This window comes from Streptococcus sp. LPB0220 (assembly GCF_008727815.1).
In the GTDB taxonomy this organism is placed as follows: Bacteria; Bacillota; Bacilli; order Lactobacillales; family Streptococcaceae; genus Streptococcus.
Genome location: NZ_CP044230.1, coordinates 1,007,038 through 1,026,377, shown reverse-complemented (window position 1 = coordinate 1,026,377; position 19,340 = coordinate 1,007,038). Strand labels below are relative to the sequence as shown.

The 19,340-nt window shown below is 43.8% G+C and carries 17 protein-coding genes and 1 pseudogene; 1 reads left to right on the top strand and 17 read right to left on the bottom strand.

Features of this window, described 5'->3' with window-relative positions; translation table 11 throughout:
• Nucleotides 1-162: 162 nt before the first annotated feature.
• The 3 genes from parC to parE all read right to left on the bottom strand — a co-directional run bounded on the left by parC (nucleotide 163) and on the right by parE (nucleotide 5,613).
• Nucleotides 163-2,616 carry a DNA topoisomerase IV subunit A gene (gene parC, locus LPB220_RS05425; RefSeq protein WP_150906008.1) on the bottom strand — a complete coding sequence of 818 codons (2,454 nt, stop codon included), beginning with the start codon at nucleotides 2,614-2,616 and terminating at the stop codon, nucleotides 163-165.
• A 172-nt stretch (nucleotides 2,617-2,788) separates the two neighbouring features.
• Nucleotides 2,789-3,607 (bottom strand): aminoglycoside 6-adenylyltransferase, encoded by an 819-nt coding sequence (locus LPB220_RS05420; RefSeq protein WP_150906006.1) that lies wholly within the window; start codon nucleotides 3,605-3,607, stop codon nucleotides 2,789-2,791.
• A 56-nt stretch (nucleotides 3,608-3,663) separates the two neighbouring features.
• Nucleotides 3,664-5,613, bottom strand: a complete 1,950-nt coding sequence (gene parE / locus LPB220_RS05415; protein ID WP_150906004.1) for a DNA topoisomerase IV subunit B — start codon at nucleotides 5,611-5,613, stop codon at nucleotides 3,664-3,666.
• 187 nt (nucleotides 5,614-5,800) lie between these two features.
• Here parE and plsY point away from each other — a divergent pair, with 187 nt between their 5' ends.
• Nucleotides 5,801-6,445, top strand: coding sequence for a glycerol-3-phosphate 1-O-acyltransferase PlsY (plsY, locus tag LPB220_RS05410; RefSeq protein WP_150906002.1), 645 nt, complete (start codon nucleotides 5,801-5,803; stop codon nucleotides 6,443-6,445).
• Between the two features lie 57 nt (nucleotides 6,446-6,502).
• On the opposite strand, the gene LPB220_RS05405 is transcribed toward plsY, so the two are convergent.
• The 14 genes and pseudogenes from LPB220_RS05405 to LPB220_RS05340 all read right to left on the bottom strand — a co-directional run bounded on the left by LPB220_RS05405 (nucleotide 6,503) and on the right by LPB220_RS05340 (nucleotide 19,150).
• Nucleotides 6,503-6,913: a hypothetical protein gene (locus tag LPB220_RS05405; protein WP_150906000.1), complete on the bottom strand. Its 411-nt coding sequence runs from the start codon at nucleotides 6,911-6,913 to the stop codon at nucleotides 6,503-6,505.
• A 56-nt stretch (nucleotides 6,914-6,969) separates the two neighbouring features.
• Nucleotides 6,970-7,335, bottom strand: coding sequence for a hypothetical protein (locus LPB220_RS05400; RefSeq protein ID WP_150905998.1), 366 nt, complete (start codon nucleotides 7,333-7,335; stop codon nucleotides 6,970-6,972).
• Nucleotides 7,336-7,433: 98 nt separating this feature from the next.
• A complete protein-coding gene (locus tag LPB220_RS05395) occupies nucleotides 7,434-8,219 on the bottom strand; it encodes an L-threonylcarbamoyladenylate synthase (RefSeq protein WP_003003291.1) in 786 nt (261 codons plus the stop codon).
• A 98-nt stretch (nucleotides 8,220-8,317) separates the two neighbouring features.
• On the bottom strand, nucleotides 8,318-8,908 hold the full coding sequence (leuD, locus tag LPB220_RS05390; RefSeq protein ID WP_070665884.1) for a 3-isopropylmalate dehydratase small subunit: 591 nt from the start codon (nucleotides 8,906-8,908) through the stop codon (nucleotides 8,318-8,320).
• An 11-nt stretch (nucleotides 8,909-8,919) separates the two neighbouring features.
• Nucleotides 8,920-10,302 carry a 3-isopropylmalate dehydratase large subunit gene (leuC, locus tag LPB220_RS05385; protein ID WP_024055810.1) on the bottom strand — a complete coding sequence of 461 codons (1,383 nt, stop codon included), beginning with the start codon at nucleotides 10,300-10,302 and terminating at the stop codon, nucleotides 8,920-8,922.
• Nucleotides 10,303-10,326: 24 nt separating this feature from the next.
• Nucleotides 10,327-10,605: a DUF1294 domain-containing protein gene (locus tag LPB220_RS05380; RefSeq protein ID WP_150905996.1), complete on the bottom strand. Its 279-nt coding sequence runs from the start codon at nucleotides 10,603-10,605 to the stop codon at nucleotides 10,327-10,329.
• Between the two features lies 1 nt (nucleotide 10,606).
• A complete protein-coding gene (leuB, locus tag LPB220_RS05375) occupies nucleotides 10,607-11,644 on the bottom strand; it encodes a 3-isopropylmalate dehydrogenase (RefSeq protein WP_031576974.1) in 1,038 nt (345 codons plus the stop codon).
• A 12-nt stretch (nucleotides 11,645-11,656) separates the two neighbouring features.
• Nucleotides 11,657-13,219: a 2-isopropylmalate synthase gene (locus LPB220_RS05370; protein WP_150905994.1), complete on the bottom strand. Its 1,563-nt coding sequence runs from the start codon at nucleotides 13,217-13,219 to the stop codon at nucleotides 11,657-11,659.
• Between the two features lie 433 nt (nucleotides 13,220-13,652).
• The gene (locus LPB220_RS05365) at nucleotides 13,653-14,285 is read right to left on the bottom strand and encodes a YpmS family protein (RefSeq protein ID WP_049483123.1); all 633 of its coding nucleotides are present in this window, start codon (nucleotides 14,283-14,285) and stop codon (nucleotides 13,653-13,655) included.
• Nucleotides 14,254-15,096 (bottom strand): SGNH/GDSL hydrolase family protein, encoded by an 843-nt coding sequence (locus LPB220_RS05360; protein ID WP_150905992.1) that lies wholly within the window; start codon nucleotides 15,094-15,096, stop codon nucleotides 14,254-14,256. Before LPB220_RS05360 ends, LPB220_RS05365 begins: the two co-directional genes overlap by 32 nt.
• A gap of 14 nt (nucleotides 15,097-15,110) precedes the next feature.
• Nucleotides 15,111-16,379: a dihydroorotase gene (locus LPB220_RS05355; protein ID WP_150905990.1), complete on the bottom strand. Its 1,269-nt coding sequence runs from the start codon at nucleotides 16,377-16,379 to the stop codon at nucleotides 15,111-15,113.
• 11 nt (nucleotides 16,380-16,390) lie between these two features.
• A complete protein-coding gene (locus LPB220_RS05350; RefSeq protein WP_003003493.1) occupies nucleotides 16,391-16,855 on the bottom strand; it encodes an NUDIX hydrolase in 465 nt (154 codons plus the stop codon).
• A gap of 8 nt (nucleotides 16,856-16,863) precedes the next feature.
• Nucleotides 16,864-17,517 (bottom strand): annotated as a pseudogene (locus tag LPB220_RS05345) (uracil-DNA glycosylase).
• A 130-nt stretch (nucleotides 17,518-17,647) separates the two neighbouring features.
• Nucleotides 17,648-19,150 carry a glycosyltransferase family 39 protein gene (locus LPB220_RS05340; protein ID WP_070594539.1) on the bottom strand — a complete coding sequence of 501 codons (1,503 nt, stop codon included), beginning with the start codon at nucleotides 19,148-19,150 and terminating at the stop codon, nucleotides 17,648-17,650.
• Between the last annotated feature and the right edge of the window lie 190 nt (nucleotides 19,151-19,340).

Sequence of the window (19,340 nt, the reverse complement as noted above, 5' to 3'; positions counted from 1 at the left end):
TTAATTCTTTCTATTCCTAGTCGATCTGATGCAGGTCGATTCAGTTTCTCAATCTATGTACACTATTGTACACCATTTCATGAGAATTTCAAGCGAAATTTTCAATTTTCAGAAAATTTATTTTTAAAGAAAGTCAGTCCTAGAATGGACCGACGCTTTCTTTTATTTGATGGTAGCTGAAAAAACTTCTTGATCCGAAATGGTATCGTTGACAAAGGATCCATTGCTTGTTCTTTCAGAAATGCTTAATTGCGTCAAATCAATTTCTGTCACCTGCCCTGTTGTAGAAGTGATCTGAAGAATTTGATCTTGTTCTGCCACTTCATCTTGGCTCGTAAAGAGATCAAAATCTCCCTGGTCAGTGAAGACTGGACCTGCCTTGAAGACGCGGTGTGGTTTATTTTTCAACTCACGCAAGACCTGTAGTCCCCGTTTAGCCCGACTGGTCACAGGAATATCGTCTTGTAACATCCGTTTGAGACTACCTCGTTGAGTCAGAATGTACATGCTTGGAGTCGTTGACTTAAAGGCGGCAGCAACTTGATCTCCGTCTTTGAGGTTAATGGCTTTGACCCCTGCTGCTTTGGCTCCTACGACGGGGACCTCCTCAATATTGAAGCGCAACCCATAACCATTTTTAGTAATGATCATGATATCTTCCAGTACAACTGGTGCTACTGCTACAATACGGTCGTCTTGGTCTTTTAGCTTAGCATACTTAGTCGATTTAGAACGATAAGTCCGCCATGGGCTCAATTCTTTTCGTTCAAAACGCTTGATTTGTCCTTGTTGAGTTGCCGCAAAGTAGGTTACTCCCTCAAACTGATCCACAATCTCCGCAAAGAGAATTTCTTCCTCTTGCTCAAAATTGGTCAAGGTCTGACTGAGGTGCTCTCCGATATCCTTCCACTTGGTATCTGTCAATTCGTGAATTGGTCGATAAATGGCATTCCCCAAGTTGGTAAAGAGTAAGAGATGCTGAGTGGTCTTAGCAGGCTCTACAAAAATCAACTCGTCATCGTCTCGCTTACCGACTTCTTCCAGTGTTGAGGCATTGAAAGAACGAGGCGAGGTCCGTTTAATATAACCAGCACGGGTTACGCTGACAAAGGTTTCCTCTTCAACAATGAGACTGGCTGTATCAATCTCAATCGTCTTAGCAGTGTCTTGCAATTCACTGCGACGCTGATTCCCAAAGAGCTTCTTGACTTCACGCAACTCCTTCTTCATAAGGTTAAACATAGTCCGTTCATCCCCAATGATGGCTGCCAAGGTCGCGATTTGCTCCTTGAGACTAGCATGCTCTTCTTCCAAGGTGACAATATCCGTATTGGTCAAGCGGTACAATTGCAAGGTAACGATAGCTTCAGCTTGTTCTTCCGTGAAATCGTAGCTGACCTTGAGGTTTTCCTTAGCATCTGCCTTATTATCAGAAGCTCGGATCAAGGCAATGACTTCATCAAGGATAGAAATGACGCGGATCAAGCCCTCTACGATATGGAGGCGTCGTTCTGCCTTTTCCTTATCAAAGCGCGAGCGAGCGACAATGATATCCCGACGGTGTGCAATGTAGCTAGAGAGAATCGGTACAATCCCCACCTGACGTGGTGTGTAGTTGTCAATTGCCACCATATTGAAGTTGTAGTTGACCTGCAAATCCGTATACTTGAACAAGTAGTTCAAGATCAAATCTGCATTGGCATCTTTCTTCAACTCAATCGCAATGCGAAGACCATCTCGGTCAGACTCATCCCGGACTTCTGCGATACCGGCAACCTTGTTACTAACACGAACATCGTCGATCTTCTTGACCAAGACTGCCTTGTTGATCTCATAAGGAATCTCGGTGACAACGATTTGTTGCTTACCGCCTTTGAGTTGCTCGATCTCTGTTTTAGAGCGGACAACCACCCTGCCCTTACCAGTTTCATAGGCTTTCTTGATCTCATCCCGTCCCTGGATAATGGCACCAGTTGGGAAATCAGGTCCAGGTAAAAACTCCATGAGTTTGTCTACTTTGGCAGATGGATGGTCGATCATGTAGACCACAGCATCGATGACTTCTGCAAGGTTGTGTGGCGGAATATCAGTCGCGTAACCAGCTGAAATCCCTGTAGCTCCATTGACCAAGAGGTTTGGAAAGGCTGCCGGCAAAACAGTTGGCTCTTTTTCTGTATCGTCAAAGTTCCAGGCAAATGGTACTGTGTTCTTTTCGATATCTTGCAGGAGATATCCTGCAATTTCAGATAAACGCGCCTCGGTATAACGCATGGCTGCTGGTGGATCACCGTCCATGGAACCATTGTTTCCGTGCATTTCAACTAAAATTTCACGGTTCTTCCAGTCCTGAGACATGCGGACCATGGCATCGTAGATGGAACTGTCCCCGTGAGGGTGGAAATTCCCCATGATATTTCCAACAGACTTGGCAGACTTGCGGTAGCCCTTGTCATGGGTATTGCCATCCTTATTCATAGAATAAAGAATCCGCCGTTGAACAGGTTTCAAGCCATCCCGAATATCAGGAAGAGCCCGTTCTTGAATAATGTATTTGGAGTAGCGACCAAAGCGCTCCCCCATGATGTCCTCCAAGGACATATTTTGAATATTAGACATAAGATACAAAGCCCGTAAAATACAAAGTGAAAATAAGAAATTTATCTTTTTCACACAGCACTCAGGGCGTGTTCAACTCCTTTCAAAGAATGTTGAGTAGTCTTTTATATATAGAGGAATTCAGTTACACCAAGTAACCAAAGGATCCTTTTTTTAGTTTAAAATAGATTCATTAATGATTTGAAAGTTTCTCTTTAGCATAAGCTATCATCTTCTCAGCCACTTCCTTATCGTAAGTAAATCCCATCTTTTGGGCCAGAATTTGAGCTTCTCGATCGAATAGCCCCATGGTAGCAAATAAAGACTGAATGATTTTATCGAAACTGGATAAATCAAGCAAAGCTGAGAACTCCTTCTCTTGCTCAGCTGGTAGATACTGGAAGAGGTACTTGTAGTTCTTTCCGATATCAACTACTCCCCTATCGCTTGTCACCTGCCAAGCTAAGACCTTGAGCAGTTCTTGCTGGCAAATGCCATAGAGGTGATCGGTCGCATAGATAAGCTGATTTCTTCGAATGGCCTTGACGACATATGCCGATACCCACCAAAATTCATTGCAGGCGGCTGCAAATTCCTCTTCAGTAGGCGGAGCGGTCCAATAGCGCTTGGAATTAGGCTGATAGGCTTCAAACAAGCCTTTGTCGTCTTTTATAACTTCAAAATTTGCTTCGCTGTCCACCCACTCTTGGATAGACTCCTTGGGACAGAGGGTCAAATCGATACGGTTGCCATCTTCAAAGAGCATGAGATACAGACGACGGTGTCCCAGTCGGTTGTGCTGTTCGATGAGTCGGTTTCCGTACTGATCCAACCAGGATAAATCTGAAATCAGGTCTTCTAGATCATCAACGATATAGACCACATCATAATCTTGAAACTCGTCTTTGGGTGCCCGAGGATTGGCTCGCGAACCGGATAAGGCCACTGCTTCCACTTGCAAGGACTCAGCTATCTGCAAAATCAGATTCATCATTTCTGTATCAGTTCTCATGTCGATTCCTTACCATTTCTACATCCCAGCTTATTTAATTTATAAGTAGAAAGTGATTAAAAAACTGTATTTTCTTCTAAGGTAAACTTAACGTTATCTTCAATCCATTGACGACGTGGTGCAGCCTTATCTCCCATAAGGACGGAGACACGGCGTTCTGCACGCGCTAAATCATCAATGGTGACACGGATCAGGGTACGAGTTTCTGGATTCATGGTCGTTTCCCAAAGCTGATCCGCATTCATTTCCCCCAACCCTTTGTACCGTTGGAGGGTTGCTCCACGGCCAAAGGTCCGACGCAACTCTTCTAATTCGCTATCTGTCCAAGCATAGGCTACTTCTTCTATCTTGCCTTTGCCTTTCGACATCTTATAAAGAGGAGGAAGTGCAATGTAGACATGACCTGCTTCTACCAAAGGGCGCATATAGCGATAGAAGAAGGTTAGGAGGAGGGTTTGAATGTGGGCACCATCCGTATCCGCGTCGGTCATGATAATGATCTTATCGTAGTTGGCGTCTTCCACTGAGAAATCTGCCCCAACGCCAGCACCGATGGTGTAGATCATGGTGTTGATTTCCTCGTTTTTGAGGATATCACTCATATTGGCCTTCTCAGTATTAAGAACCTTCCCACGAAGGGGAAGAATCGCTTGGAATTTCCGGTCTCGACCTTGCTTAGCCGAACCACCGGCTGAATCTCCTTCGACTAGATAGAGTTCGTTTTTCTTAGGATTTTTAGACTGGGCTGGTGTCAATTTACCAGATAAAAGTCCTTTGTCTTTTTTGCTCTTCTTGCCATTTCGACTTTCATCTCGCGCTTTTCGAGCAGCTTCACGCGCATCCCGGGCTTTAATAGCCTTACGAATGAGATTAGAAGCCAACTCCCCATTTTCCATGAGGAAGAAGGTCAATTTATCAGAAACAATGCTATCTACTACCGGACGAGCCAAGGGACTTCCTAATTTGTCTTTGGTTTGCCCTTCAAATTGCAAATGGGCTTCAGGGACCAAGATTGAAAGAACGGCAGACAAACCTTCGCGGTAGTCTGATCCTTCTAGATTTTTGTCTTTTTCCTTGAGAAGTCCTGTCTTTCTTGCATAGTCGTTCATGGCCTTGGTAATGGCTGTCTTCAGACCTGTCTCGTGGGTTCCCCCATCTTTGGTGCGGACATTATTTACGAAGGACAAGATATTATCTGAGTAACCATCATTGTATTGCATGGCTACTTCTACCTGAAAACCATCTGATTCTCCACTAAAGTAGAGAACAGGTGTCAAAGTTTCCTTATCTTCGTTCAAGTACTCTACAAAATCTTGGACACCATTTTCATAGTGGAAGGCCACATGGTTGTCTTCTTCTTTACGGAGGTCGGTCAGCGTCAGCGTCACGTCCTTAAGCAAGAAGGCTGATTCTTTGATCCGTTCCGCAATGGTATTAAATTTGAAATCCGTCGTTGAAAAGATGGTTGGATCCGGCATGAAGGTGACCTTGGTCCCTGTCTTAGACTTGGGAGCCGTTCCTATCTTCTCAAGAGTAGTGACAGGCTTCCCGCCATCTTCAAAGCGTTGCTTGTAGACAGCTCCATCACGGGTAATTTCTACCTCAAGCCAACTAGAAAGGGCATTGACGACAGAAGATCCTACTCCGTGAAGACCTCCAGATGTCTTATAACCTCCTTGGCCAAACTTCCCTCCGGCGTGGAGGACCGTAAAAATCACTTCAACGGTTGGTTTGCCCATAGCATGCATTCCTGTCGGCATTCCACGTCCCTGGTCTTCTACCGATAGAGAACCATCTTTATTAATCGTGACATCGATTTGTGAGCCAAAGCCAGACAAGGCTTCATCGACCGCATTGTCAACGATCTCCCAGACCATGTGATGCAAGCCGTTTCCATCGGTCGATCCGATATACATTCCTGGACGTTTACGGACTGCATCCAACCCTTCTAGTACCTGAATGGCATCGTCATTATAATTATTAATATTGATTTCCTTTTTTGCCACAAGGAACCTCCTGTTTGTTCATCTTTTCTATATTACAGTTTTTTAGGAAATTTTGCAAAATTTTTTCTCTTTATATGGAGATTTCTATATCTCAGTATAAAATACTGGCTGAGCACTTTCTTCAGATGTCACACTTGAACTCCAAAAATTGCTTTTTCTATTGATGGCTTTTTGTTATAATGAAAGTATGATAAAAGAAATAAGTGTTTTAATTTTAGCCTATCTATTAGGCTCCATTCCTTCGGGATTATGGATTGGGAAAATCTTTTTCCATATTAATTTACGGGAACATGGCTCGGGCAATACAGGAACGACCAATACCTTTCGGATTTTAGGGAAGAAAGCTGGGATCATCGTCTTTGCGATTGATTTCTTAAAAGGGACTTTAGCCGTTCTCCTTCCGACTTTCTTCGGAATTCAAGGGATCTCACCGATGGTCTTTGGTCTCTTAGCTGTTTTAGGTCACACTTTTCCAATTTTTGCTGGATTCAAGGGGGGAAAAGCAGTGGCGACAAGTGCTGGTGTATTACTTGGCTTCTCGCCTATCCTACTACTAATTTTAGCTGTGTATTTTGTAGCCAGCCTGTATTTAACCAGTATGATCTCGTTTTCGAGTGTTACCGTTGCGCTACTCGCCATTCTATCTGTCCTCCTTCTCCCTTTGACTGGATGGATCTTGCACGATTATGACCTGCTTTTTACAGTCATTGTCTTGGCCTTAGCGACCTTGATCATTTTTCGTCACAAAGACAATATCCAACGGATCAAAGAGAAAAAAGAAAATCTCATCCCTTGGGGGAAGAACATCACCCATCAACAACCAAAAAACTAGAGCCTGCGCTCTAGTTTTTTTGATTTGATCCCCCTTATACTTTTGAACAGATCCTCATTATAAAGCATCGACTAGGTCCATCAGTATTTCCATAGGAGTTTTTTTCCTACGACCATTAACAGTTTCGATCATGTGATAAACTTTTAAACGATTGTCATTGCTAAAGACAAACTCAAAGCGAAATTGGCGTCCATTGGGTGCCACTGTATCAAATTTCGTTTTATATTTATCATGAACGGGGCTAACTGGAAACTTATTGAAGAGCAAGCGTCGTTTCTCCCCTGCTTCTTTCAAACAGTTTTCTAGTTCTTGACAATAGTTATAAAACAGCTGATAGAGGTCTTCTTCTGAAATTCTTCTTCTCCGAACCAATGATTTAAAATCCGAAAAATTTCTGCGCGGGATTTCAATGCTAAATGAAAATCCCTCCTGATTGATTCTTTCTAAAAATTCATCTCTTGAAATCATAGAACCACTCCTTCTTTTATCAATCTATAGTGAACCCTTATTGTTTCTATACATCGTCAATCCATAATGTAATCAAGCAGATCCATCAAGGTTAGTTTCTTCCGACCATTGACTGTCTCAAATAGATTATAAACTCTTAGTACTTGATTCTTTTTGAATACAAACTCAAAGCGAAACTCGCGACCATTGCATGCACCTACATAAAATCCAGTCTGATACTTCCTCTCGTCCTCTAGAGCTTGCATTCTCCGGCCTTCTATCTCCCTACAAAGTGAAAGAAACAGCTGATAGAGTTGCTCCTCAGAGAGCCTTTTTTTCCAAACCAATAACTTGAAGTCTTTATACCACCACCATGGGATTTGGATGTTGAAGGAAAAACCTTCCTGATTTACTTTATCGATAAATGCTTTTCTGGAGATCATACCAATTCCCTTTCTATTGGAACATCGTTTGTCTCTATTATACCATCTTTTATCCTTTCACAAAAAAGCATCCCAAATGGAATGCTTTTTTCTGTTTCTTAATAGTATTCTCCTTGGCGGTAGTTCCAAGAGTTGAAATGATCGGATAAGTGCATCATGATCTTATCGATATCCAATCCTTTACGGATGACGACTGGACAAGTATTGACAGAACGGCTACCTGCTCCTTGTTCTGGGATCAGTTTACCTTCTGCATCCACCATAGAAACCATCACACCTTGTTCATAGCGCGTTTCAATGGTCTTATCTGGTTGGATAGAAGCTACATAATCATCAGCTTCGATAACCAAGTCCACGGCACCTTCGATCCGCTCACCGATTCCTTCGACCTTCCCGCGGTTCCCTTTACCGGATGGGTTAGCTGAAGAGGCGTAAACCATCTTACCTTCTTTTTCCCACATTTCTTTGGCGATTTGCTCACCAGCTTTACCAAATTTGATGACAAAACAGCTAGTACCACGAACGTCTGTCATGAGTTCTTCACGTCCATCTCCGAAAGCCTGCAATTTTGCATAAGCATCTTCGCGCCATGGAAGGATACAACCAAGCAAAATATCTTCATCCCAATGTTTTTGGTAGAAGGCTTCAATTTCAGGATTCAATTGCGCAAGGGCACGAAGTTCATCCATGCTTCCACAAAGAACCACACCAGGTTTGTTACGGTTGCGTTCTTTGGCTTCGAACTTCCGTTCCAATCCAGCCTTGTCGCTGGTCATGATGATGTAGCCAACTTTTGTAGGGCAGACGATACAGCCACCCTCTCCTTTCAAAATATCAAATCCTTCTTGTGAAAGTTGTCCGTCCCATTGAATGTGTTTTGTCATAAGTCTCTTTCCTTTTCTATTCTTTTTAGTATTGTATCAAAAAACAGTCTCAAATTCAATATATTTTCAGAAAATTCGTAATTCAGTATACAATTTTATCATTGCCAGTAAGCTGGCCTGTTCTTCTCATAAGCTGCGATCAAGTCTTCATACTGAAGTGTAATCCCGATATCATCCAACCCGTTGAGCAATTTGTGCTTCCAATCTTGATCGATCTCAAAGCGAAACTCTCCAACAGGCGAGAGGATCTTCTGCTCTTCCAAATCTACCGTCACTGGATCTGCCGGCTTCAAACTTGCCAATTTTTGACGAACCTCTAGCGGTTGGACAATCGGCAGCATGCCATTATTGAGCTCATTATTGTAATGGATATCTCCGAAGGATCCGGCGATAACGACTTTAAAGCCATAATCAGCTAAAGCCCAGGCTGCGTGTTCCCGAGAGGAACCAGCCCCAAAATTGTCACCAGTGATCAAAATGGTCGCCTTGCGGTATTCTGGCTTGTTAAAGATAAAATCTGGATCCTCAGTATATTGGTCATCCAAATAGCGCCAAGCATACATGAGGTATTTCCCAAAACCTTTTTTATCAATTAACTTTAAGAATTGCTTGGGGAGGATTTGGTCAGTATCAATATTATCGTTCATCAAAGGAACTGTAGTTCCCGTATAACTGGTAAATTTCTCCATGCTTCCTCCTTTTACTCGACTTCTGGCATTTGGCGCACATCGACAAAGCGACCAGCGATTGCTGCTGCAGCGGCCATTGCTGGGCTACAGAGATGGGTCTTAGCCCCAAATCCTTGACGATCTTCAAAGTTCCGGTTGCTAGTAGAAGCACAGTGGACGCCATCTGGAACCTTGTCTGGGTTCATTCCTAGACACATGGAGCATCCTGGATCACGCCATTCAAAGCCCGCATCCATGAAGATCTTGTCTAAGCCTAATTTTTCAGCGGCTTGCTTAACTGGACGAGAGCCAGGTACCACAATAGCAGTTAAGTTTGGCGCAATTTTTTTGCCTTTCACAAACTTGGCTGCCAACTCCAAATCGCTGAGACGCGCATTGGTACAAGAACCGATAAAGATATAGCCTAATTCAATGTCTGCTGGTTTTTGGCCAGGTTCAAGATCCATATAATGATAAGCCCGTTCATCATTCATGTCCCGAATCTCTGGAAATGGAGTCTCAAAGTCCACTCCCATAGAAGGATTGGTCCCCCAAGTCACCATCGGAGCAAGATCAGATACATCCATACGGATGACCTTATCATAAACGGCATCGTCATCACTGACTATAGTCTTCCAATCAGCTACTGCGGCCTCAAAATCATCTGGCACACATTCGCGTCCCCGGAGGTAGTCAAAAGTCGTCTCATCTGGATTCATGATCCCCATTTTGGACCCGAACTCGATTGACATGTTACAGATGGTCATGCGTTCTTCCATGGTCAAGCGATCAATTGCTTCACCCCGATATTCTACGACATAGCCAACTCCACAAGCAACACCGTAGCGCGCTATCAAAGCTAGGATGTAATCCTTTGAATAGATCCCTTTTTGTGGGGTTCCGGTGAATTCAACCAACATTTTCTTTGGTTTGACTTGCCAGATGGTTTGGGTAGCAAAGACATGCTCCACTTCACTGGTTCCAATCCCAAAGGCAATGGCTCCAAAGGCACCGTGGGTGGCGGTATGACTATCTCCACAGACAATAAATTTTCCAGGCTGGGTCCGACCGGTTTCAGGGCCCACCATATGAACGATTCCTTGCTTAGCAGAACCATGGGCAGCATGATCAATCCCAAAGTCCACCACATTCTCAGCTAATTTATCAATCTGGGCTTTTGAAATCACATCTCGAATATCAAAAATATTGACCGTTGGAACATTGTGATCAAAGGTTCCAAAGGTTAAATCGGGTCGTCGAACCTTGCGTCCTGCATCCCGTAATCCTTGAAAGGCTTGCGGACTCGTCACTTCGTGGATGTAGTGTTGGTCCACATACATGAGTTGGGGTTGCCCTTCCACTCCTGTAATCACGTGGCGGTCCCAAAGTTTATCAAAGATAGATTTTCCACTCATCGTCTTTCTCCATTTATCTTCTTGTTAGGAAATCCATTGAAGGATTAGAAAGAGGACACCTGCTAAAAGAAGGCTACTGCCCCACCAGGTGGCTTGAAAATACCATTTCCGCACCTTGTGGTGAAAAAGATATCCACCTAGTAGAGCTCCAAATCCACCAAGCAGCCAGCTCTCAAGTAACAGGACCTTTTCAGGAATCCGCCACCTGTTTTGGATAGCTTTTCGTTTATCTAAACCATAGGTCAGAAATACGATACTATTCCAAATAGCAATAAGAACTAAACAGCGATCTCTCCAAGTCATCTTAGAGATTCCCAATAATGGCTGCAGTCATCTCAGCAGTAGAAGCCTGACCACCTAGATCTCGCGTCAAGATTCCTTGATTCAAGGTTTGATTGACAGCTTCTTCGATCATTTCTGCACCTGCTGTTTCTCCAAAACTGTCTCGGAGCATCATGGCAACGGACAGAATCATGGAAATCGGATTGGCAATGCCTTGACCTGCAATATCAGGTGCTGAACCATGAATCGGTTCGTACATACTTGGTCCTTGGTCAGAATGACTAGCAGATGGCATCACGCCTAGTGTTCCTGGAAGGACGCTGGATTCATCAGATAAGATATCTCCGAATAGATTCTCTGTCACTACAACATCAAAGCGGGCTGGATTGGTAATCATGATCATGGCCGCACTATCGACAAGCTGGTGCTCTAAGGTCACATCTGGAAATTCTTTAGCCACTTCTTCTGCCACTTGGCGCCACAATTTAGAAGTTGCAAGGACATTTTGCTTATCGATACTGGTCACTTTCTTACCACGTCCTTGCGCGATCTTGAAGGCTTGGCGCATAATCCGACGGATTTCTTCTGCACTGTAATCATTGATATCGCGCGCTGTATCTTCTTTCAAGATATGCTCTCCAAAGTAAATCCCACCTGTCAATTCACGCACGACCACAAAGTCAACACCCTCGATACGCTCTGGCTTCAAAGGAGACAAGTGTTTCAAGGCGTCAAAAATCCGTACAGGACGAATATTGGCAAAGAGATTTAATTCCTTACGAATAGCGAGCAGGCCTTGTTCTGGACGAACAGGAGCATTGTCATATTCCGGACTCCCGATGGCTGCGAGAAGAATAGCATCCGCTCCTTTAGCTACTTTGAGAGTATCTTGGGGAAGTGGGTGACCAGCGGCATCAATCCCAGCACCCCCAAAAGGTTTGTCTTCTAGACTATAATCAAAGCCAATTTTGGGAGCAACGGCTGCGAGGACCTCTAGTCCAGCTGCCATGATCTCAGGGCCAATCCCATCTCCTGCAAGTGTTACAATTTTCTTTGTCATGTTCAGTTCCTCTTAGGCTTGTGGAAGATCACGGTAGGAGACAGCTCGTCCCATCTCACCCGCATTCTCTTTTTGAACCAGCGTGTTGGCATTGATATAAGCGATGGCAGAAGCTTTCAATACGTCGAAGTCCAAACCAGAGGCATTGAAAATCGTATCGGTATCGACATTTTCCACGGATACCAAGACACGGGCTTGAGCATCGATCCCATCTGTCACTGCATCGATATTGTATGAGGTCAAGCGAACAGTTTGGTTGAAGAATTTATCAATCGCATTAAAGATCGCTTCAACCGACCCTTGACCATTGGCAAGGAATTCAAGTACTTCCCCTTCTTCATTGCGGAGGCTAACCGCTGCTGTAATCGTTTCGTCTGCATTGGTGGTTAAGCGAAGATCATTAAATTGGAATCCTTCTGGATTTTCCACTGCTGTACCGGCAACAAGGGCGCGGATATCGGCATCTGTGATCTCGTGTTTCTTGTCTGCCAGAGATTTGAACTTAGCAAACAACGGCTTGATGTCCTCTTCTGTAAATTCCAGTCCCAACTCATGCAGTTTTTCGACAAAGGCATGGCGACCAGACAATTTTCCAAGAGGGAGGCTATTGCTCTTGACACCCACCAGCTCAGGGGTGATGATTTCATAAGTAAGAGGATTTTTAAGAACCCCGTCTTGGTGAATACCAGACTCGTGTGAGAAGGCATTGCCACCAACAACCGCCTTGTTTTTAGGAATTGGAATCCCAGAGTAACGAGAGAGCAACTCAGAAGTGTTGATGGTTTCATTAAGGACGATCGGACTTTCAACTTGGAAATAGTCTTCACGGATATTGAGAGCAACCGCTACTTCTTCAAGTGCCGCATTGCCGGCCCGCTCCCCGATCCCATTAATGGTTCCTTCGACACGACGGGCACCATTTTTAACAGCAGCGAGGCTATTCGCCACGGCCATACCTAGGTCATCATGGCAATGAGGGGAATAGATAATCTCGCGGTCTGTCTTGACATGGTCGATCAAGTATTTGAAAATGGCTCCGTACTCTGCTGGTGTCGTGAAACCGACTGTATCAGGAATATTGATGTAGCTAGCACCAGCATCGACTGCAGTTTGGACAACTTGCAAGAGGAAATCCAATTCTGTCCGGGTCGCATCTTCGGGAGAGAACTCTACAATCTCAAATTTTGAGCGAGCGTAAGAAACGTGCTCTTTGATTGTTTCAAGGATTTCTTCCTTGGTTTTGTTGAGTTTAAACTCCCGGTGAATGGGACTGGTTGCGATAAAGACGTGAACTTGCGGATACTTAGCATCCTTCAAGGCTTCATAACAAGCATCAATATCTGATTTGACAGAACGGGCCAAGCCTGTCACGGCTGTCTTGGTCAAGACCTTGGCAATCTCTTGAACAGCAGTGAAGGAGTCCGGACTAGCTGCAGGAAAACCTGCTTCAATAGCAGAAATACCCCACTTTTCCAATTGTTTAGCAATGGCAATCTTTTCTTTGATAGAGAAATTAACTCCTGGAGTCTGTTCGCCATCCCGAAGGCTGGTATCTAAAAATTCAACTTTACGCATAGGGTCTCCTCATTTCTATGTAGTGGATATAAAGAAAAACATCTCACTCGGTCAACCAAGCGAGATGTTTTTGCCCGCTTGGTAAGCCAAACAGGACTAATGCTTCTGCACTAGCCCTTATACCTCAACAACAAAGCAAATTGAATAAACTTAGCTGTTTTCATGTTTGACTTTCTCCTTTGTTCAATGTCTTGTTTAGTATTTTAGCATAGGGAAAAAGCAATGTCAAGAATTTTCTACAATATTCAGAATTTTTTGAATAGAAACAAAATAGAGCTTTCATTTCTAGTTAGATTGAAGATAAAGTCATCTTAGAAACTTTCCGTCATGAGAAAAGTGCTAGAAACACTATTGTTTCTAGCACTCGGAATTATTGAACCTAAGGAAAGTTTTTAAGATGACTTTGAATTCAATTTGAATAGCCTCTTTCACCCTACTTCTTCTGATACAAATCGAAAACGATCTTGTCATTATAGAGGTCAATGGTATTGGCCTTGACATAGATTCCAAAGTCATTGTCAATTTCTGGCAATACAATGGTGATGGTAGACTGCTTGGGTGAGATCTGAACAAATTTTGGGATATTTTTATTTTTACTCAAGAGCTGCAAGACCATCCTTTGTGGAATTTGAAAGGTTCCAACTGAAAAATCCTTCACCGTCAAGAGGATGTTCCCATTTTCCAATTTGGATGGTTGGAAGTAAATGTATAAGGGATAATCCTTCCCCAAGAGACTCAACTGCCCTTCTAATAGGATTTGCTGATTGTCCGCATAGACCTTGTAGTCGGACAGCTTATATTTTTTCAGTAGCGATTTGATAGTATCATTGAGTTGATCCCGAGTCGTTGTCATGGTTCCAACTTTGACATCTTTGATGCCAACTGCTTGATGAAGCTGGCTAACATCTTCTCTTGGCGTCGCTAAGCGTCCTTGCACAACTATAGCGAAGGCTAAGAGAAGGCTGACCAAACCTAAAAATAACCATTTCCAAATATTGATTTTTTGAAGGAAGGGGACCTTCTCTTTGATGGGATTATTTTTGACTCCAAGTTTTTTTCGTGGCATTGATTTTCTCCAATATTGCTTGTTTCATCTTTTCATAGCCCGTATTGTTGGGGTGAAAGCTATCCTCTTCATACAGGGCATCATTGATAACAGTTGTCTTCCCGTCACTGATTTCTGATACGCCCATTTTGCCATCAATTCCTTTATAGAGCAGATCATTGATCGGAACGAAATAGACCTGATCAAATTGCGCGATGGTTTCTTCCGTCGTCTCATTCCAACGATCTACAGCCGTCTGAATACTGGTTAATTCAGGGAAATTCAGGTAAAGAGGATTGTAGATCCCCACTACATAAATAGGAAGATGGGGATTGTCCTTTCTTGCTTTTGTGATAATTTCTTTGAGGTTAGCTGTATAATTCTTGAGCGGTTTTCGGATATCTGATAGAGAAAAATCACTCAGATGATCGACAACGACTTTGCGCAGATCATTTCCTCCAACCGTTAAGGTCATGACATGCGCCTTCTTGAGATCCTTCTGAAGGTCTGTTTGCTTCTTGAGTCGATCTAAAATCTGAGCACTTGTATTTCCAGCTACACCATAGTTGACAGGCTGGTACTGGCCGTCATTTTCATTGGACAGACTTTGAGCAAGGATGGGCACAAAGCCCCCTTGATTGGTACTATCTCCAACACCTTTGGTCAGTGAATCTCCTAGAGCTACATATGTATAGGTGATTTCTTTCTCAGCCGTTTTGGGCTTGGTCATACGAGGAGACGCAGTTGGTAGCAAAGCTCGAAATAGAAAGACAAAGACAAGAAGGCTGGTTATAAAGAAAACCAAGCCTTGCATCATTTTTTTAAGATTCATATGAATACGATCGCCTATCCTTGAAAAATCACTTGTCCATCACAGATCGTATAAGCAACTTTTCCTTTTAATGATTCACCCACAAATGGTGAATTGCCCGCTTTTGAAGCGAAATGATCCGATACCAGACGATCTGCTTCTGGATCAAAGATGGTCAAATCTGCCGGTCCATCCACTGCGATATAGCCAGCATCAAAATCATAGAGACGTGCTGGATTATAGGACATCTTTTCAAGCAAATGCATCAGGCTTAAATGGCCAGCATGCACCAAGTAGGTCAAACCAAGAGAAAGCGAAGTTTCAAGCCCAGTCATTCCAGATGGTGCTTTGGTAATATCAGGAACATTCTTCTCATCAGCATGGTGAGGCGCGTGGTCAGTCGCAATCACGGAGATAACGCCTGACTTCAAGCCTTCAATCACTGCTAGACGGTCAGATTCCAAGCGAAGAGGTGGATTCATCTTAGCATTGCTTCCTTTAGTCAAGAGCAGACTTTCTGTTTTCGAAAAGTGTTGAGGTGCCACTTCTGCCGTCACATGAGCTCCTAATCCTTGGGCAAATTCCACCACCTTGACACTTTCTTCCTTGGAAAGGTGTTGGATATGGAGGTGAGCACCTGTCGCATGGGCAATCATAGCATCACGCGCAGTCATTGAATATTCGGCTACACCCGTCGCACCACAGACATGGAAGTGTTCCTTGGCAATGTTCTCATTCAAACCAAGAATGCCATTCAACTCAGGGTCTTCTTCATGCAGACTGATAAAGGTTCCTAGACGCTTAGCTTCTTCCAAAGCTTCACGGACAACCTTAGTGCTTTGAAGGGGAATCCCATCATCTGAAAATCCCACTGCACCTGCCTTAAGCAGTCCTTCAAAATCTGTCAGGTGTTGACCGTCAAAGTTCTTAGTCACCGTCGCAACCGTATGAATGTGAAGATTTTCCTTGGCTGCAGAAGCTAAGACTTCCTCTAAAGTTGCAATATCTGAAATGGTCGGATTGGTATTGGCCATCATGACCACTCGAGTAAAACCACCAGCAGCTGCAGCTAAGGCACCCGTATGGATGTCTTCTTTATGAGTTTGACCGGGTTCGCGGAAATGCACGTGTACATCGATCAAACCAGGAGCAACCACCAGACCAGTAGCATCAAGGACTTCTTGTCCATCCGTTGGGAGGTTTTCAGCGATCTCTACAATTTTCTTTCCTTCGATACGAAGGTCACAGACTTGATCCAAGCCGGTCTTGGGATCCATTACGCGACCATTTTTAATGACAACCATTGCATTCTCCTTTATTCATAAAAATCAACATGCGACTCTAACAAGCGGTCGCCGTCATAGCGAAACATTGCTGAAAAGAAGGGTTTATCCTCCAACAACCACTCGACAAAGGTGTGGTCCCCTTCCCAGGTTGGTTTTGAGAGGACTTGATCATAAGGTACCCACTCCAAGGTCCCTTCGTTACACTCGATCAGTTCTCCCTCAAAATCCGTTACCTTGAAGACATAGGTGTACCAGTCCAAATCTGGAGTAAACTCCGGAAAGGTAATAATCCCTTTCAAAACTGGCTTGGCTCTAAGGCCCGTCTCCTCAAAAATCTCACGCGCCGCACACTCCTGTGGGGTTTCCCCGCGTTCTAATTTTCCTCCAACTCCGATCCATTTACCTTCATGGACATCATTGGGCTTTTTATTGCGATGCAACATGAGAAATTCTTTCCCATTGTCAATGTAACAAATCGTTGCTAATTGTGGCATTTTTTCTCCTATCTTAACCAATCAATCGGCTCGCGTCCCGCCTCTTTCAAAAATTGATTGGTTTTTGAAAAGGGTTGGGAACCAAAGAATCCTCGGTAGGCCGATAAGGGACTTGGGTGAGCTGATTCAAGGACCAAATGTCGATCGTGGGTAATCAGAGGCTTTTTCTTACGGGCATAAGATCCCCAGAGGATAAAGACAACAGGCTACTCCAACTCATTAACCACCTTGATCACAGCATCTGTGAAAGGCTCCCAAATTTGTCCTGCATGACCATTGGCCTGACCAGCAGGCACCGTCAAACAGGCATTGAGCAAGAGCACTCCTTGCTCTGCCCAAGAAGTCAGATCATGGGAACGCTTCTCTCCGATATCTGAGCGCAATTCTTTGAGAATATTTTGCAAAGAAGGTGGCGCTGGTACATGATCTGGAACAGAAAAACTTAAGCCCTGCGCTTGATCCGGTCCATGGTAGGGATCTTGGCCTAAGATCAAGACCTTGACCTGATCCATGTCTGTCGTCTGCAAGGCCTTAAAGACCTTGTCACGCGGTGGATAAACCACTCCTTTGCTATAGACTTCATTCATAAAGTCATTGATCTGGTGAAAATACCCTTCTGGAAGATGGGATTTGATGGCTTCATGCCAGGGTGAATGCTGCATGGAAACTCTCCGCTATCCAATAAATTCTTACCTTTCATTATACCACATTTGGCGCAGATCCACTGGATAAAAAAGAGGCTGGACATTTTTGTCCAACCTCTTTTTCTGCTTGTCAAACAAGCAGGAGCTTTTAGATATTTTCTTTCTTGGTAAATCCTGCTAGACCGATCGAAGCGACTAGTAAAATTTGCGGTAAGAATTGGATGAGGTAGCGGGTCTTCCCACCTTCAAAGATGGTTAAGAAGAGCAAACCACCAAAGACTGCTAAGGAAAGGAAGTTAAAGTCATCTGTATCTCGACGTTTGAGATAAGCCCCAACCAAACCAGCCGATAGGACGATCCAGATCACCTGCTTGACAAATTCATAATACTTGTACTGCGGGCGATCAATGCTGAGGAAATAAGTCCGCACCCATTTTGCCAGACCATTATTTTTAGTCAGGGGTGCATAGAGAGGATTGATAAAAGGCGTCTTCTCATACTCTACATCTCGGTAGAGCCAGCCCAGGGTCCCTTCTGCTACCGTCAAGGATTGCTTGTAGTAGATATGCCCGATCAAACCGAACGGTCCGTACTCCTTGAGACGGCGCTTGATTTCTTTGATCACATTTTCTTTTTTAAAGAGGCCATTGTTGTAATCCGAGCGCTTATCCTCATCGATATAGGCCAACAAGCCTTCTTTCATATCTTCTTGGTTATGCCCCATATCCGTCAAGCCCAGATTGATAAATAAGAGCGGTCCTTTAGCCAGCCCTTCTTGTTTCAAGATCGGCACAACTCTTTGATGATTGACCGCTGTATTCAATCCTGCAAAGACAAAACCCGTCATCATCACGGTCACCGTAGCAATCTTTCCAAAGGCCTTCCAATTTCCTCTGAAGAAGAGTACAGCCCAAAAGGCAATCATGACAATAATCGTCGTTGGACGGATCAACATGGTCACGCCAGATAAGATCCCCAAGCCAACAATCTTCTTCCAGGAGACTGCTTGATCTTCCTTTAAGAGATCCAAAACCCACCATAACTGAAGAGCGATCAAAGGAAGTGGCGGAATGTCCGTGTACATGGAATAGAAATAAGGCGAGTAACAGATCAAGCTCACATAGAAGAGATAGGCTAGATCAGCCGTTTTTTGATTGAAATGCTTCTGGGACAGCTTGTACAAGAGGACTGCTCCCAGATTGACATAGAGGATATTGAGAGCCTGCATGACCCACAGACCGCTAGAGCCAAATAAGACATAGAAAAACTTCTCGTAAAGAAAGAGCGGAATGTTATTGGGATTGCGACTGAGGTAGTTGGTTATGGAAGATTGCTTCAGAAGATCAAAAGCCCCTTTGAAAACAACTGCAGCATCCCGACGGATAAAAAGCTCCGCACAGACCATGACAATCAACTGAAAGACAAGGGCACCAAGTAAGAAGCCTTTTTTGTGCCGAGTCAACCAAGCAAAGGCACTCTTTAGCCCATCTCGTTTCAACCAGGCTAGCAGAAATAGCAATCCAGCACCTAAAATGGCTAGCCATGAAATCTCTCTCAGATAGGTCACACTGATCAAGAACCAGTGGACCATCACTAGCAACATGACAACATGAAGCATCCCAAATAGAATACGTTTACTTTTCGATAACATAGGTCCATTATATCAAAAAAACAGCATTTCTGCTGTTATGGGGTGGTAGGAAATCATTAAGGTTGGGGAATAATCTTTAATCTTTAGGATCTTCCTTAAAATCAAACTCTATTTCCCGAGGCTCTGTGAATTCAAGGCCTCTATAAAAGAGAACGACCAACAAATATAAAATCAATCCCAAAAACAAGCG

Bases quoted from the DNA above. Each gene is read 5' to 3' on its own strand.
- parC (WP_150906008.1), bottom strand. From the start codon at position 2,616: ATGTCTAATATTCAAAATATGTCCTTGGAGGACATCATGGGGGAGCGC.
- LPB220_RS05420 (WP_150906006.1), bottom strand. From the start codon at position 3,607: ATGAGAACTGATACAGAAATGATGAATCTGATTTTGCAGATAGCTGAG.
- plsY (WP_150906002.1), top strand. From the start codon at position 5,801: ATGATAAAAGAAATAAGTGTTTTAATTTTAGCCTATCTATTAGGCTCC.
- LPB220_RS05405 (WP_150906000.1), bottom strand. From the start codon at position 6,913: ATGATTTCAAGAGATGAATTTTTAGAAAGAATCAATCAGGAGGGATTT.
- LPB220_RS05400 (WP_150905998.1), bottom strand. From the start codon at position 7,335: ATGATCTCCAGAAAAGCATTTATCGATAAAGTAAATCAGGAAGGTTTT.
- LPB220_RS05395 (WP_003003291.1), bottom strand. From the start codon at position 8,219: ATGACAAAACACATTCAATGGGACGGACAACTTTCACAAGAAGGATTT.
- leuD (WP_070665884.1), bottom strand. From the start codon at position 8,908: ATGGAGAAATTTACCAGTTATACGGGAACTACAGTTCCTTTGATGAAC.
- leuC (WP_024055810.1), bottom strand. From the start codon at position 10,302: ATGAGTGGAAAATCTATCTTTGATAAACTTTGGGACCGCCACGTGATT.
- LPB220_RS05380 (WP_150905996.1), bottom strand. From the start codon at position 10,605: ATGACTTGGAGAGATCGCTGTTTAGTTCTTATTGCTATTTGGAATAGT.
- leuB (WP_031576974.1), bottom strand. From the start codon at position 11,644: ATGACAAAGAAAATTGTAACACTTGCAGGAGATGGGATTGGCCCTGAG.
- LPB220_RS05370 (WP_150905994.1), bottom strand. From the start codon at position 13,219: ATGCGTAAAGTTGAATTTTTAGATACCAGCCTTCGGGATGGCGAACAG.
- LPB220_RS05365 (WP_049483123.1), bottom strand. From the start codon at position 14,285: ATGCCACGAAAAAAACTTGGAGTCAAAAATAATCCCATCAAAGAGAAG.
- LPB220_RS05360 (WP_150905992.1), bottom strand. From the start codon at position 15,096: ATGAATCTTAAAAAAATGATGCAAGGCTTGGTTTTCTTTATAACCAGC.
- LPB220_RS05355 (WP_150905990.1), bottom strand. From the start codon at position 16,379: ATGGTTGTCATTAAAAATGGTCGCGTAATGGATCCCAAGACCGGCTTG.
- LPB220_RS05350 (WP_003003493.1), bottom strand. From the start codon at position 16,855: ATGCCACAATTAGCAACGATTTGTTACATTGACAATGGGAAAGAATTT.
- LPB220_RS05340 (WP_070594539.1), bottom strand. From the start codon at position 19,150: ATGTTATCGAAAAGTAAACGTATTCTATTTGGGATGCTTCATGTTGTC.